The following is a 14,302-nucleotide window of genomic DNA, read 5'->3' as shown; positions in this document are numbered from 1 at the left end:
GTGCTTTTTGCTGTTTTTTCGAACATTTCTGAACAGCTTAACGCTCAACAACCCGGTAAGATACGCAAAGTTTACCAGAGCTTATATAACAAGGAGTATGTCCTGACCATGGTTTCATCATCTGCAGTCGTACCTCGCAGCGGCCTTTATTACTTTTCACAGGGATGGAAGCTCATCACCCAACCGGGCATTCGTCGCTTTGTCATCCTGCCTTTGCTGGTGAATATCCTGCTGATGGGCGGCGCATTCTGGTGGCTATTCACACAACTCGATAGCTGGATCCCCGCGCTGATGAGTCACGTCCCTGACTGGCTTCAGTGGCTCAGCTACTTGCTGTGGCCGATTGTCACTATCTCCGTACTACTGGTGTTCGGCTACCTGTTTTCCACCATAGCCAACTGGATTGCCGCGCCGTTTAACGGTCTGCTGGCAGAACAGCTGGAAGCACGCTTAACGGGCGCAACACCGCCTGACACCGGCGTTCTCGGCATCATGAAAGATGTTCCCCGTATTATGAAACGTGAATGGCAAAAGCTGGCGTGGTATCTCCCGCGCGCCGTCGTGTTGCTGATCCTCTATTTCATTCCGGGTATTGGTCAGACCGTAGCCCCGGTGCTGTGGTTCCTGTTCAGCGCGTGGATGCTGGCCATTCAGTACTGCGATTATCCGTTTGATAACCATAAGGTGCCTTTTAAGGAGATGCGCGTCGCGCTGCGCACACGCAAGGTCACCAATATGCAATTTGGCGCATTGACCAGCCTGTTCACCATGATTCCGGTGCTCAATCTGTTCATCATGCCGGTCGCGGTTTGTGGTGCCACGGCGATGTGGGTAGACTGCTATCGTGCTAAGCACGCGTTATGGAAGTAATGCAAAAATGTGTAAAAGCGGGCTGGCTTATGCCCGCTCTTATTCCATACTGCAACGCATTATTTCCTGGTGGCATATAGATATACGAATTCCTTACTTCCCCATACTTTCTCAACAGGTATGCTGAAGCGGTATCCCAATTTCATACAGTTAAGGACAGGCCATGAGTAAGATTTTTGAAGACAACTCGCTGACTATCGGTCATACGCCGCTGGTTCGACTGAACCGTATCGGTAACGGACGCATTCTGGCGAAGGTGGAATCACGCAACCCAAGCTTTAGCGTCAAATGCCGTATCGGTGCCAACATGATTTGGGATGCCGAAAAACGTGGTGTACTGAAACCGGGTGTAGAGCTGGTCGAACCAACCAGCGGCAACACAGGGATTGCGCTGGCCTACGTTGCCGCAGCTCGCGGCTACAAACTGACTCTGACCATGCCTGAAACCATGAGCATTGAGCGCCGCAAGCTCTTAAAAGCGCTGGGAGCGAACCTGGTGTTGACCGAAGGCGCAAAAGGTATGAAGGGCGCGATTCAGAAAGCGGAAGAAATTGTGGCCAGCGATCCGGAAAAATTCCTGCTGCTGCAGCAGTTCAGCAACCCGGCAAACCCGGAAATCCACGAAAAAACTACCGGCCCGGAAATCTGGGAAGATACCGATGGCCAGGTTGATGTCTTTATTTCCGGCGTCGGTACCGGCGGTACGTTGACTGGTGTGACCCGTTACATTAAAGGCACTAAAGGCAAAACCGATCTGATCACCGTCGCGGTTGAACCTACCGACTCCCCGGTTATCGCCCAGGCGCTGGCAGGTGAAGAACTCAAACCGGGCCCGCATAAAATTCAGGGCATTGGAGCAGGCTTCATTCCGGGTAACCTTGATCTGAAGCTTATCGATAAAGTCGTTGCCATCACTAATGATGAAGCTATTTCTACTGCGCGTCGTCTGATGGAAGAAGAAGGTATTCTGGCTGGGATCTCTTCCGGTGCTGCGGTTGCTGCCGCGCTTAAGCTCCAGGAAGATGAAACCTTTACCAATAAGAATATAGTGGTTATTCTACCGTCATCGGGTGAGCGTTATCTGAGCACTGCACTGTTTGCCGATCTCTTTACAGAGAAAGAACTGCAACAGTAGTGCCAGCATGTTAAAAACGCGTAAAAAAGCACCCTTTTGGGTGCTTTTTTGTGGCCTGCTTCAAAGTTTCAACTCGCCTGGCATTGATTCAGCCCGCCGGAACTGGTATTTAACCAAACTAATTATTTTGATGCGCGAAATTAATCGTTACAGGAAAAGCGCTAGCTGAATCGATTTTATGATTTGGTTCAACTCTTCCTTTCGCGGCATAATGTTTAATGACGAACGAAACGTCAGCGGCAAGAAGTTGCCAGCAACGGATTGCACCGAACTCCTTTTGTGTCGCGTCCAGTTTACGCCGATGCTAACAATACAGGCTAAAGTTGAGCCGCCAGGCTAGACTTTAGTTCCACAACACTAAACCTATAAGTTGGGGAAATATAATGTTCCAGCAAGAAGTTACCATTACCGCTCCGAACGGTCTGCATACTCGCCCTGCTGCTCAGTTTGTTAAAGAAGCAAAAGGCTTTACTTCTGAAATTACTGTGACTTCCAACGGCAAAAGCGCTAGCGCCAAAAGCCTGTTTAAACTGCAGACTCTGGGCCTGACTCAGGGTACCGTTGTCACCCTGTCCGCAGAAGGTGAAGACGAGCAGAAAGCAGTTGAGCATCTGGTTAAACTGATGGCTGAACTCGAGTAAGTTCAACGAGTTCTTTTAAATATCAGTCACAAGTAAGGTAGGGTTATGATTTCAGGCATTTTAGCATCCCCGGGTATCGCTTTCGGTAAAGCATTGCTGCTGAAAGAAGACGAGATCGTCATTGACCGGAAAAAAATTTCTGCCGACAAGGTTGATCAGGAAGTTGAACGTTTTCTGAGCGGTCGTGCCAAGGCATCTGCGCAACTGGAAGCGATCAAAACCAAAGCTGGTGAAACGTTCGGTGAAGAAAAAGAAGCCATCTTTGAAGGGCATATCATGCTGCTCGAAGATGAGGAGCTGGAGCAGGAAATCATAGCCCTGATTAAAGATAAGCACATGACGGCTGATGCAGCTGCGCATGAAGTTATCGAAGGTCAGGCCACAGCCCTGGAAGAGCTGGATGATGAATACCTGAAAGAACGTGCGGCTGACGTACGTGACATCGGTAAACGCCTGCTGCGTAACATTCTGGGTCTGGCAATTATTGATCTGAGCGCTATCCAGGACGAAGTTATCCTGGTTGCCGCAGACCTGACCCCGTCAGAAACCGCACAGCTGAACCTGAACAAGGTGCTGGGTTTCATCACTGATGCGGGCGGACGTACCTCTCATACCTCTATCATGGCGCGTTCTCTGGAACTGCCTGCCATCGTAGGTACGGGTAGCGTCACCTCTCAGGTGAAAAACGACGACTATCTGATTCTGGATGCCGTAAACAATCAGGTTTACGTCAATCCGACCAACGACGTTATTGAGCAACTGCGTGCCGTTCAGGAGCAGGTTGCAACCGAGAAAGCGGAACTCGCTAAGCTGAAAGATCTGCCGGCTATCACGCTGGACGGACATCAGGTTGAAGTTTGCGCCAACATCGGTACCGTTCGTGACGTTGAAGGCGCCGAGCGTAACGGCGCTGAAGGTGTGGGTCTGTACCGCACCGAATTCCTGTTCATGGACCGTGAATCGCTGCCAACTGAAGAAGAACAGTTTGCTGCGTATAAAGCCGTTGCTGAAGCCTGTGGCTCTCAGGCGGTCATCGTCCGTACCATGGACATCGGCGGCGATAAAGAACTGCCGTACATGAACTTCCCGAAAGAAGAGAACCCGTTCCTGGGCTGGCGTGCCGTGCGTATCGCCATGGATCGTAAAGAGATCCTGCGTGACCAGGTTCGCGCTATCCTGCGCGCCTCTGCTTTCGGCAAACTGCGTATCATGTTCCCAATGATCATCTCTGTTGAAGAAGTGCGTGCACTGCGCAAAGAGATCGAAATCTACAAACAGGAACTGCGCGACGAAGGTAAAGCATTTGACGAGAACATTGAGATTGGCGTGATGGTGGAAACACCAGCTGCGGCAACAATTGCGCGTCATTTAGCCAAAGAAGTTGATTTCTTTAGTATCGGCACCAATGATTTAACGCAGTACACCCTGGCAGTTGACCGTGGTAATGATATGATTTCACACCTTTACCAACCGATGTCGCCATCTGTGCTGACGCTGATCAAGCAGGTTATTGATGCTTCTCATGCTGAAGGCAAATGGACTGGCATGTGTGGTGAGCTTGCAGGCGACGAACGTGCTACACTTCTGTTGCTGGGGATGGGTCTGGACGAATTCTCTATGAGCGCCATTTCTATCCCGCGCATTAAGAAGATTATCCGTAACACGAACTTCGAAGATGCGAAGGTGTTAGCAGAGCAGGCTCTTGCTCAACCGACAACGGACGAGTTAATGACGCTGGTTAACAAGTTCATTGAAGAAAAAACAATCTGCTAATCCACGAGATGCGGCCCAATTTACTGCTTAGGAGAAGATCATGGGTTTGTTCGATAAACTGAAATCTCTGGTTTCTGATGATAAGAAAGACACCGGAACTATTGAGATCGTTGCTCCGCTCTCTGGCGAGATCGTCAACATCGAAGACGTGCCGGATGTAGTTTTTGCTGAAAAAATCGTTGGTGATGGCATTGCTATCAAACCAACCGGTAACAAAATGGTTGCCCCTGTTGATGGCACCATCGGCAAAATCTTTGAAACCAACCACGCTTTCTCTATCGAATCCGACAGCGGCATTGAGCTGTTTGTTCACTTCGGTATTGATACCGTTGAACTGAAAGGCGAAGGCTTCAAACGCATCGCTGAAGAAGGTCAGCGCGTGAAAGTGGGCGACCCGGTTATTGAATTCGATCTGCCGCTGCTGGAAGAAAAAGCCAAGTCTACCCTGACTCCGGTTGTTATCTCCAACATGGACGAAATCAAAGAGCTGATCAAACTGTCCGGTAGCGTGACAGTGGGTGAGACTCCGGTTATCCGCATCAAGAAGTAATTCTTTTTGCAGAGAAAGATGGCGCCATCAGGCGCCATTTTTTTTATCTGATGGATATCAAAACCCTGCCGGATGGCGCTACGCTTATCCGGCCTACAGCAAACTCCGTAACGTAGGCCGGATAAGACGTTCTCGTCGCCATCCGGCATTAAATCTGTGAGGTGACCGGTCGGTAACACGCCTCGCGCATCAGAATCTTCATCCCTTCCGGCCCGCTTTCCAGCATCCTTCGCTCCGAGTCTGCCACTAACAATTCACAGTCGTAGCCACCCGCAATACCAAACATGGCCCGCGCTACACAGATATCTTCCAGCGCTGCTGCCCCGTTGGTGTCAAAATGTCCAACCATACGCCCATTCTGGCGAACTACCAGCCGGTAACTCTTCATCGCGCCTCCCCTACCGGTGGCAGAATTAATTCATCACAACCGCACAGGTTGGTCCACGTCATCACGTCCAGCACCCGCTGTGCGGCGTCGTGCGTCGCGGTCGTCAGCGCTTTACCCAACACAATACCGCTCACCAGCTCAGCACAGAACAAATCGCCAGTCCCCTTCAGATCCGTTTTCACCCGCGGGTGGGCCAGCACCTCAACCGTTTCAGCCGTCACCACCGCAACGTTAATAATCTCTTCGCTATCCCCCGGCGCGCTGGTAATCACCACCCATTTCAGCGTGTCGGTGAGCAGTGATTGTGCCGCCGTAATGGCTTCATCAAGCGTACGACACGGCTTTCCGCTCAGCATTTGCAGCTCGAACACGTTCGGCGTCAGCCCCTGCGCCAGCGGCAGCAGGTGCTGACGATAAGCTTCCGGGATTTCGGCTTTCACATACATGCCGCTATCCGTATCGCCAATCACGGGGTCGACCAAAATGCACAGGTCCGGATGCGTTGCCCGAACGGTTTCCAGCCACTGTGCCAGCAAGGCGATTTGCTCCGCGCTGCCCATGTATCCTGTAGTCACCGCCTTTAGCTCACGTAAGGCATCACGCTCGCTTAAGGCGCGGAGATAGCCGCTAAACCAGTCAGACGGAATAACGCCGCCGTAAAAGGTTTCATAATGCGGGGTATTACTGAACAGCACCGTGGGTACTGCCGTCACGCGTAACCCCTGCGCTTTAATAGCCGGGACGGCGATGCTGTTACCTACGCTGCCATACACCACCTGTGACTGGACGGCGACGATATCGGTCTGTAACGCCCGATTCGTGTCGTCAAAGAGCACTGACTGGATATCACTCTCCTGCTCCATAAATTTCTCCTCTCGCTGGACAGCGGGCCTACGCCTCACTATTATCGTCATATGCTAAAATTCATTTTGTCATAGGTCAATAATGATCGACGGAAAAACCGCTAACGAAATTTTTGACAGTATCCGTCAACATGTCACTACAGGCACGCTGGCAGCAGGCGAAACGTTGCCGCCAGTGCGGGAACTGGCAACGGAATTAAACGTGAACCGCAATACTGTCGCGGCGGCTTACAAACGCCTGGTCACCTCCGGGTTGGCGCAGAGCCTGGGACGCAACGGCACGGTGATTAAGGGGATTACTGCCCCCGTTGCGCTGGAAGGTGGTAATCCGGATACCCCGCTTATCGATCTTTCCGGCGGTAATCCAGCGCCCTCGCGTCTTCCTGACCTGAGTAGTTATTTCGCAATGATAAATAAGAATCCGCGTTTGTACGGCGATGCCGCTGTATCACCAGGGCTTAAGGTATGGGCATCACAATGGATGCAAAATGCAATGCCCGGCAAAGGGGAAATTGATATCACCAGCGGCGCCATTGATGCTATCGAACGGCTACTGTGCGCCCATTTACTGCCTGGAGATAGCGTTGTCGTAGAAGATCCATGCTTTTTGAGCAGCATCAACATGCTGCGTTATGCTGGTTTCTCCGCCAGTCCGGCCAATGTTGACCACGAAGGCATGCTGCCGGACCAACTGGAACTCGCGCTACAGAAAGGTGCGCGGGCAGTGATTCTGACACCGCGCGCGCATAACCCGACAGGATGCAGCCTGAGCGCTTCACGCGCGGCGCAATTGCAGGAAATCCTGGCTCGCTATCCGCAGACGCTGGTGATCGTCGACGACCACTTTGCGCTGCTATCTGCTTGCCACTGGTATCCGGTGATTGCGAAGGAAACCACGCACTGGGCCATTGTCCGTTCGATGTCAAAAACGTTAGGTCCGGATTTACGCCTGGCCATTGTGGCCAGCGATCCGCTCACTTCAGGGAAGCTACGTTTACGGCTCAACTCCGGCAGTCAGTGGGTCAGCCACCTGCTGCAGGATTTGGCCTGCGCCTGCCTGAGTGACGAGACTTATCAACACACGCTGGCGCAAACTCAGCAGTTTTACGCCGCCCAGCAGCAAACGTTGGCGGCAGCACTGCGGCGACATGGCATTGAGTTGCCCGTTGGTGACGGTCTGAATATGTGGCTACCGCTGGAAGATAACAGCCAGGCGATCGCTTTTGCGCTGGCAAAGTCCGGCTGGCTGGTGCGGGAAGGCGAAGTGTTTGGCGTCAACACGCCTGCCCACGGCCTGCGTATTACGCTGTCAACCTTAACTGACAGCGACATTGATAAGCTGGCGGCTGATATTCATCAGGCGCTAAAACGCTAACAGGAGAGAAAAAGTGCGAGTTCATTTTGTTATTCATGAGTCTTTCGAATCTGCTGGCGCGTATCTGCCGTGGGCCGAATCACGCGGCTATAGCGTCAGTTGGTCGCGCGTTTATGCCGGAGAAGCGGTTCCTGCGAACGCCGATGATTTCGATATGTTGGTGGTGTTTGGCGGTCCGCAGTCACCACGAACCACGCTGGCAGAGTGCCCGTACTTTGATTCTCAGGCCGAGCAGCATCTGATCAACCAGGCGATTGCGGCACGTAAAATTGTGGTGGGGATCTGCCTGGGTTCACAGTTAATCGGCGAAGCGCTGGGTGCGAAGGTGTGCCAGAGTCCGGAAAAAGAGATTGGTCACTACCCCATCGTTCTGACCGAAGCCGGTCAACAGCACCCGCTGTTCAGCCATTTCGGCTCACCGCTTACCGTCGGTCACTGGCACAACGACATGCCAGGATTAACCGACCAGGCGACCATTCTTGCTGCCAGCGAGGGCTGCCCACGACAAATCGTGCAATACGGTAATTTTGTTTATGGTTTTCAGTGCCATATGGAGTTTACGGCTGATGCTATAGAAGGGCTTATTCAACACTCCGAACAAGAACTGGCGGAAGCTAAAGGCAAGTGCTTCATCCGTTCCGTTGAAGAGATGCGAGCATGGGATTATCAGCAGATGAATGAGAAGCTGTGGCAATTCCTTGATAAGCTTGTGGAAAAACGTAACGATTGATTATGGCAGGCCGGATAAGACGCTTTGCGTCATCATCCGGCATAGTGTCGTACCTTTGCCTGATAGCGCTACGCTTATCAGGCCGACAAATTAAATCCCTGCGCCCTGGTTGAAATGCTCCTCACCAAAAACGCCGGTCGAAAGGTAGCGATCGCCGCGATCGCAGATGATCGCTACCACCACTGCCCCCGGTGTCGCGCGCGCCACGCGTAACGCGCCCGCTACCGCGCCGCCAGAACTGACACCGCAAAAAATCCCTTCGCGCACGGCCAGTTCACGCATGGTATTTTCCGCATCGTTCTGATGAATATCCAGCACCTCATCCACCAGCGAAGCGTTAAAAATACCCGGCATATATTCTACTGGCCAGCGGCGAATGCCTGGAATGCTGCTGCCCTCTTCCGGCTGCAGACCGACGATGGTGACCGGTTTTTCCTGCTCGCGCAGAAAACGCGACACGCCGGTAATCGTGCCTGTCGTTCCCATACTGGAAACGAAATGCGTGATACGGCCTGATGTCTGCTGCCAGATTTCGGGTCCGGTGGTGGTGTAGTGCGCGTACGGGTTATCAGGATTATTGAACTGATCCAGCAGCTTGCCTTCTCCACGCTGCGCCATCTCAAGGGCTAAATCGCGCGCGCCTTCCATCCCCTGCTCTTTGGTGACCAGAATCAGCTCGGCACCATAGGCGCGCATCGCCGCACGGCGCTCCTGGCTCATGTTGTCTGGCATCAGCAGCTTCATGCGATAGCCCTTCAGCGCGGCGATCATTGCCAGCGCAATTCCGGTATTACCGCTGGTCGCCTCAATCAGCACGTCGCCTGGCTTAATTTCTCCGCGTTTTTCCGCTTCGACGATCATCGACAACGCGGCGCGGTCTTTCACCGAACCTGCGGGATTATTGCCTTCCAGCTTGACCCAAATTTCACTACCGTTATCCGGCGCCAGACGTTGTAATTTAACCAGAGGCGTATTGCCAATTGTTTGTTCTAATGTGTTCACGTTTTCAGCTCAATAAAAATGCCGGGTGGCGCTGTACTTACCCGGCCTACAGGTCATGCTGCACCTGGTAAGCCCGGTAAGCGCAGCGCCACCGGATGATAACTATACGAATTAACCTATCAGGCGCTTTGCGCCAGGGCAAGTTCCTCTTCCCGCGTTTCAATACGCTGGTCGCCGTTATACAGGCGCGCATTTTGCAGCCCGACAAACAAACGTTCGCCGCGGACAGGGGAATCATCGCCCTGCATGACTACCGTCAACGGTTCGTTATACCACCCCAGGGGTTGCACAACTAATTGGGTGTAGTGTCCTTTCGGGCTGGCTTCCAGCACTTGTACCGGCAACGGCGAATCCAGGCTGGTACGACGGCTCACGTCCACTTCCCACGGGCGCAGGAACAGATCCACCGGTCCCTGATAGCCAGGCGTATAACCCAGCGGCCAGCGGTGTGCGCCCACATGGAATTGGCCGCCACGAATCGTCCCCTGCAGGCGGTTAACCTCACCCATAAATTCCAGGACGAAACGAGTAGCCGGTTCGCGCCATACCTGATCCGGCGCATCAGCCTGTTCGATATGACCCTGACTCATCACCACTACGCGGTCTGCGACTTCCGTTGCTTCTTCCTGGTCGTGGGTAACAAACACGCTGGTAAATTTCAGCTCTTCATGCAGCTGACGCAGCCAGCGACGCAGCTCTTTGCGCACCTGCGCATCAAGCGCGCCAAACGGTTCGTCGAGCAGCAGGATCTGCGGTTCTACCGCCAGCGCACGCGCCAACGCCACGCGCTGTTTTTGCCCGCCGGAGAGCTGTGCCGGGAAACGGTCCGCCAGATGAGCCAGTTGAACCATTTCCAGCAGTTTGGTCACTTTTGCTTTGATGGCCGCCGCATTCGGGCGCTCACGCCGTGGCAGCACCGTCAGACCAAACGCGATATTGTCGAAAACGGTCATATGACGAAACAGCGCATAGTGCTGGAACACGAACCCCACCTTACGGTCGCGGGCGTGCAATCGGCTGACGTCGGTACCGTGAAAACGGATATGCCCGCTGGACTGATGCTCCAGCCCGGCAATAATGCGCAGCAGCGTGGTTTTGCCCGAGCCGGATGGCCCCAGCAGCGCGACCATCTGACCTGAAGGAATATCCAGCGAGATATCGTTCAGCACCTGGGTGCGACCAAAAGACTTCTTAATATTGGCAATCTCAATGCTCATGATTTTCCTCCTGCTGCGCGCGTTTTTCCTGGTTCTCCAGACGCCATTGCAACATGCTCTTCAAAAACAGGGTAATAATCGCCATCAGCGTTAATAGCGCCGCGGCGGTAAAGGAGCCGACCGTGTTGTAGTCCTGCTCCAGTAATTCAATCTGTAGCGGCAGCGATAGGGTTTCGCCGCGAATCGAGCCGGAAACCACTGACACCGCGCCAAACTCACCAATCGCACGGGCGTTGGTCAACACCACACCGTACAGCAATGCCCAACGGATATTCGGCAGCGTAACGCGGCGGAACATCTGCCAGCCGGATGCACCCAGCAACACAGCCGCTTCATCTTCATTGCTGCCCTGGCTTAACATCACCGGCACCAGCTCACGCACCACAAACGGACAGGTCACGAACACTGTCACCAGCACCATCCCCGGCCAGGCAAACATAATTTGCAGGTTATGCTCATCCAGCCACCCACCAAGCGGGCCGTTAGAGCCGTAAAACAGCAGATAGACCAGACCGGCGATTACCGGCGAGACAGCAAATGGAATATCCAGTAACGTTAGTAGTAGTTGGCGTCCGGGGAAGTTAAAACGGGTCACCAGCCAGGCCAGCAACACACCAAACACCAGGTTCACCGGCACCGCAATTAGCGCAATCAGCACCGTCAGCCAGATAGCATGCAGCATGTCCGGATCCGCCAGGTTCTGTAATACCGGCATTAATCCCTTGCTGAACGCCTGCACGAAGATGTAAATCATCGGCACCAGCAAAATAAACGCGGAGACCAGCATGCCCGTGCCGATCAGAAACCATTTCCCCCAGTTGATGCGGGGTGCGCCATAGCGTTTCAATTGGGTAATGTCTGCCATCAGTGACCTACCACACGTCGACCAAAGCGACTTTGCAGAGTGTTAATTGAAAACAGCAGCAACAACGAAGCCCCGAGGATCACAGAAGCAATCGCGCTGGCGGCCGGGTAGTCAAACTCCTGCAAGCGAACAAAAATCATCAGCGAGGTCACTTCCGTCTTCCATGCGATGTTTCCGGCGATAAAAATAACCGCGCCAAACTCACCGAGGCTGCGGGTAAACGACAGCGCAACGCCCGCCACCAGCGCAGGAGACAGCTCCGGCAGCACTACTTTACGGAAACTTTGCCAGCGCGTAGCACCGAGCGTTTCAGCTGCTTCTTCATATTCCGGGCCTAACTCTTCCAGTACCGGTTGCACGGTACGCACCACAAACGGAATGCTGGTAAAGGCCATCGCTACCGCGATACCGAGCCAGGTGTAGGTCACCTTGATATCCAGCTTCGCCAGCCACTCGCCGTAGAAGCCATTAACCGAAAACAGTGACGCCAGCGTCAGACCTGCCACCGCCGTAGGCAGTGCGAACGGCAGGTCCATCAGCGCATCCAGCAGCGTACGGCCCGGAAAGCGATAGCGTGTTAAGATCCACGCCATCAGCAAACCGAACACGCCGTTAAAAATCGACGCAACAAACGCTGACAGCAGCGTCACTTTATAAGCCGCCACCACCTGCGGATTGGTAATCACATCCCAGTATTGCGCCCAGCTCATTTGCGCCAGTTGCATCACCAGCGCGCTCAGCGGCAGCAGCAATATCAGGCAGACAAACAGTAAGCTGGTGCCCAGGCTCAAAGTGAAGCCGGGCAGCACACGTCGGGAAGAAACAGCAAACATTTACTTACGCCCCGCCGCCAGCAGTTTGTCCAACTCACCGCCGCTGACAAAGTGCGTTTTCATCACTTCAGGCCACGAGCCAAACTTATCTTCCACACGGAACAATTCGGTCTGCGGGAATTTATCTTTCAGCTTGTCCATTACCTGTGGGTTATTCACGCGATAGTAGAAATCGGTAATGATGGTTTGCGCCTGCGGGCTGTACAGCCAGTTCAGGTACGCTTTCGCCGCTTTTTCAGTACCGTTGGCCTGCACATTTTTATCTACCCAGGCCACCGGGAACTCCGCCAGAATGTTGACCTTCGGCACCACCACTTCGAAGCCCTGGTCTTCATACTGTTTACGGATATTGTTCACTTCCGATTCAAAGGTAATCAGTACGTCGCCCAGACCGCGCTCCACGAAGGTGGTAGTTGCACCACGACCGCCGGTATCAAATACTTCCACGTTTTTCAGAAACTGGGTCATGAACTGTTCGGTTTTGGCTTTATCCCCACCGTCCGCTTTATCTGCCGCGCCCCACGCTGCCAGATAGGTATAGCGTGCGTTACCGGAGGTTTTCGGGTTCGGGAAAATCAGCTTCACGTCCGGGCGAACCAGATCGTTCCATTCGTGGATATTCTTCGGGTTGCCCTTACGCACCAAAAACGCCATGGTGGAATAGAATGGCGAACTGTTATTCGGCAGGCGGCTTTGCCAGTCGGCAGGGATCAGCTTGCCTTTGTCATGCAGGATCTGCACGTCGGTCACCTGGTTATAGGTCACGACGTCAGCTTTCAGCCCCTGCAAAATCGCCAACGCCTGTTTTGATGACCCGGCATGAGATTGTTTAATCGTCAGTTTGTCACCGCCGTTATCCTTCGCCCATTGCTGTTCAAACGGCGGATTAAGGGCGGCAAATAGCTCGCGGGAAACATCGTATGAACTGTTCAGCAGTTCCGTTGCCTGCGCCTGCCCCACCAGCAACAGCATGGCTGCCAGCGTCAGTGTTCTTTTTTTCAGTAAGTTAACGGCCATTGCGCACCCTTATAAATTAAATGACTTTCTTATGGTCATCATATTTATAACCAGTGCTAAAGGAGTAACGGTTTTATATACCGTTTGATGATTTGAAAGTTGAAAAGAGAATAAGGGGTACCTCCTCCCCAGCACATGGGGAGGAGACCGGCATCAATCAGACGCCGACGCTTACGCTTTCAGGCAAAGTGCTGCCGCCATCAATCACGTTTTGCGTGCCAGTTAAATAACTGGACTCATCCGATGCCAGGAACGCCGCCAGTTCACCGACCTCAAGCGGGCAGGCCAGACGACGCATCGGGATCGCTTTCGCCATTTCGACTAAAACGGATTCAGGATCTTCCGGGTTAGACTGACGCGCAATGCTTTCCGCCATCGGCGTACGTACGTAGCCAGGGCAAATGGCGTTCACGCGAATGCCGGACTGCGCATATTCTACCGCCAGGGATTTGGTCAAACCGATGATCGCGGCTTTCGACAGCGCGTAGGCCGTTTCGCCCGGGTCAGCAACCATATCGCCGGTCACCGATGACATCATCACGATGCGCCCGTCTTTGCGCGCAATCATCTCCGGCAGAACGGCTTTCGTCACGTTCCAGACGCCTTTAATGTTGATATCAATGTGGAAATCGCGATCTTCATCGCTCATATCAAGGAAGTTGCCGAGGCGGCATACGCCGGCATTGTTCACCAGAATATCGATTTTGCCTTCAATCTGCTTCGCGCGCGTCACCGCTTCCTTGACCGACGCAAAATCTCTGACGTCAGCGTGAACGGCTGTGCATCGGTGCCCACGCCCAGCCAACTCATCCGCCAGTTTTTCAATCTCATCGGAGATATCCAGCAGGATTAAGTTCGCACCATGGCGGGCAAACGTTCTGGCGATACCCTCGCCAATACCCTGAGATGCGCCCGTAATCAATGCTGTTTTGCCCGTGAGTTTTCCCATTTCAATATTCTCCTTTTGAATATGAAGCCTTCGCTTCATTCACGCAGAAGATACAGCAATAACAAATTAGTGCTGAGGAATAGCTCACTAAATC

15 protein-coding genes are annotated in these 14,302 nt (G+C 53.2%); 7 read left to right on the top strand and 8 right to left on the bottom strand.

The window, feature by feature from the left end; translation table 11 throughout:
• Nucleotides 1-108: 108 nt before the first annotated feature.
• From cysZ to crr, 5 genes are all read left to right on the top strand, one after another.
• Nucleotides 109-870, top strand: coding sequence for a sulfate transporter CysZ (gene cysZ, locus OGY09_RS15460; RefSeq protein ID WP_057066948.1), 762 nt, complete (start codon nt 109-111; stop codon nt 868-870).
• A gap of 163 nt (nt 871-1,033) precedes the next feature.
• Nucleotides 1,034-2,005, top strand: coding sequence for a cysteine synthase A (gene cysK / locus OGY09_RS15455; RefSeq protein ID WP_003038091.1), 972 nt, complete (start codon nt 1,034-1,036; stop codon nt 2,003-2,005).
• Between the two features lie 383 nt (nt 2,006-2,388).
• Nucleotides 2,389-2,646 carry a phosphocarrier protein Hpr gene (gene ptsH / locus OGY09_RS15450; protein WP_002913505.1) on the top strand — a complete coding sequence of 86 codons (258 nt, stop codon included), beginning with the start codon at nt 2,389-2,391 and terminating at the stop codon, nt 2,644-2,646.
• 45 nt (nt 2,647-2,691) lie between these two features.
• Complete coding sequence (gene ptsI / locus OGY09_RS15445) at nt 2,692-4,419, top strand: phosphoenolpyruvate-protein phosphotransferase PtsI (RefSeq protein WP_032944151.1); 1,728 nt, start codon at nt 2,692-2,694, stop codon at nt 4,417-4,419.
• A gap of 40 nt (nt 4,420-4,459) precedes the next feature.
• A complete protein-coding gene (gene crr, locus OGY09_RS15440; protein ID WP_000522253.1) occupies nt 4,460-4,969 on the top strand; it encodes a PTS glucose transporter subunit IIA in 510 nt (169 codons plus the stop codon).
• 148 nt (nt 4,970-5,117) lie between these two features.
• Here the strand turns inward: crr and OGY09_RS15435 are convergent, their stop codons facing one another.
• Both OGY09_RS15435 and pdxK read right to left on the bottom strand, forming a co-directional pair.
• Nucleotides 5,118-5,357 carry a hypothetical protein gene (locus tag OGY09_RS15435; protein WP_008785406.1) on the bottom strand — a complete coding sequence of 80 codons (240 nt, stop codon included), beginning with the start codon at nt 5,355-5,357 and terminating at the stop codon, nt 5,118-5,120.
• Nucleotides 5,354-6,220, bottom strand: coding sequence for a pyridoxine/pyridoxal/pyridoxamine kinase (gene pdxK, locus OGY09_RS15430; RefSeq protein ID WP_032944154.1), 867 nt, complete (start codon nt 6,218-6,220; stop codon nt 5,354-5,356). Before pdxK ends, OGY09_RS15435 begins: the two co-directional genes overlap by 4 nt.
• 82 nt (nt 6,221-6,302) lie before the next feature.
• Between pdxK and ptsJ the strand changes: the two genes are divergently transcribed.
• Nucleotides 6,303-7,595 carry a MocR-like B6 salvage transcription factor PtsJ gene (gene ptsJ, locus OGY09_RS15425; RefSeq protein WP_032944155.1) on the top strand — a complete coding sequence of 431 codons (1,293 nt, stop codon included), beginning with the start codon at nt 6,303-6,305 and terminating at the stop codon, nt 7,593-7,595.
• A 13-nt stretch (nt 7,596-7,608) separates the two neighbouring features.
• On the top strand, nt 7,609-8,325 hold the full coding sequence (locus OGY09_RS15420; protein WP_032944157.1) for a type 1 glutamine amidotransferase: 717 nt from the start codon (nt 7,609-7,611) through the stop codon (nt 8,323-8,325).
• A 90-nt stretch (nt 8,326-8,415) separates the two neighbouring features.
• Here the strand turns inward: OGY09_RS15420 and cysM are convergent, their stop codons facing one another.
• From cysM to ucpA, 6 genes are all read right to left on the bottom strand, one after another.
• Nucleotides 8,416-9,327, bottom strand: a complete 912-nt coding sequence (cysM, locus tag OGY09_RS15415) for a cysteine synthase CysM (protein WP_032944159.1) — start codon at nt 9,325-9,327, stop codon at nt 8,416-8,418.
• Between the two features lie 119 nt (nt 9,328-9,446).
• Nucleotides 9,447-10,544 carry a sulfate/thiosulfate ABC transporter ATP-binding protein CysA gene (cysA, locus tag OGY09_RS15410; RefSeq protein ID WP_032944161.1) on the bottom strand — a complete coding sequence of 366 codons (1,098 nt, stop codon included), beginning with the start codon at nt 10,542-10,544 and terminating at the stop codon, nt 9,447-9,449.
• Nucleotides 10,534-11,409, bottom strand: coding sequence for a sulfate/thiosulfate ABC transporter permease CysW (gene cysW / locus OGY09_RS15405; protein WP_275399107.1), 876 nt, complete (start codon nt 11,407-11,409; stop codon nt 10,534-10,536). Before cysW ends, cysA begins: the two co-directional genes overlap by 11 nt.
• Nucleotides 11,409-12,242, bottom strand: a complete 834-nt coding sequence (cysT, locus tag OGY09_RS15400) for a sulfate/thiosulfate ABC transporter permease CysT (RefSeq protein WP_003038061.1) — start codon at nt 12,240-12,242, stop codon at nt 11,409-11,411. Before cysT ends, cysW begins: the two co-directional genes overlap by 1 nt.
• A complete protein-coding gene (gene cysP / locus OGY09_RS15395) occupies nt 12,243-13,259 on the bottom strand; it encodes a thiosulfate/sulfate ABC transporter substrate-binding protein CysP (RefSeq protein WP_003835019.1) in 1,017 nt (338 codons plus the stop codon).
• A 157-nt stretch (nt 13,260-13,416) separates the two neighbouring features.
• On the bottom strand, nt 13,417-14,208 hold the full coding sequence (gene ucpA / locus OGY09_RS15390) for an SDR family oxidoreductase UcpA (RefSeq protein ID WP_003835020.1): 792 nt from the start codon (nt 14,206-14,208) through the stop codon (nt 13,417-13,419).
• Nucleotides 14,209-14,302 lie beyond the last annotated feature (94 nt).

Origin of the sequence: Citrobacter sp. Cpo071 (genome assembly GCF_030332765.1) — a bacterium.
Classification (GTDB): domain Bacteria; phylum Pseudomonadota; class Gammaproteobacteria; order Enterobacterales; family Enterobacteriaceae; genus Citrobacter; species Citrobacter portucalensis.
The sequence above is the reverse complement of the archived record's forward strand: the minus strand, read 5'-3'. Positions and strand labels throughout refer to the sequence as shown.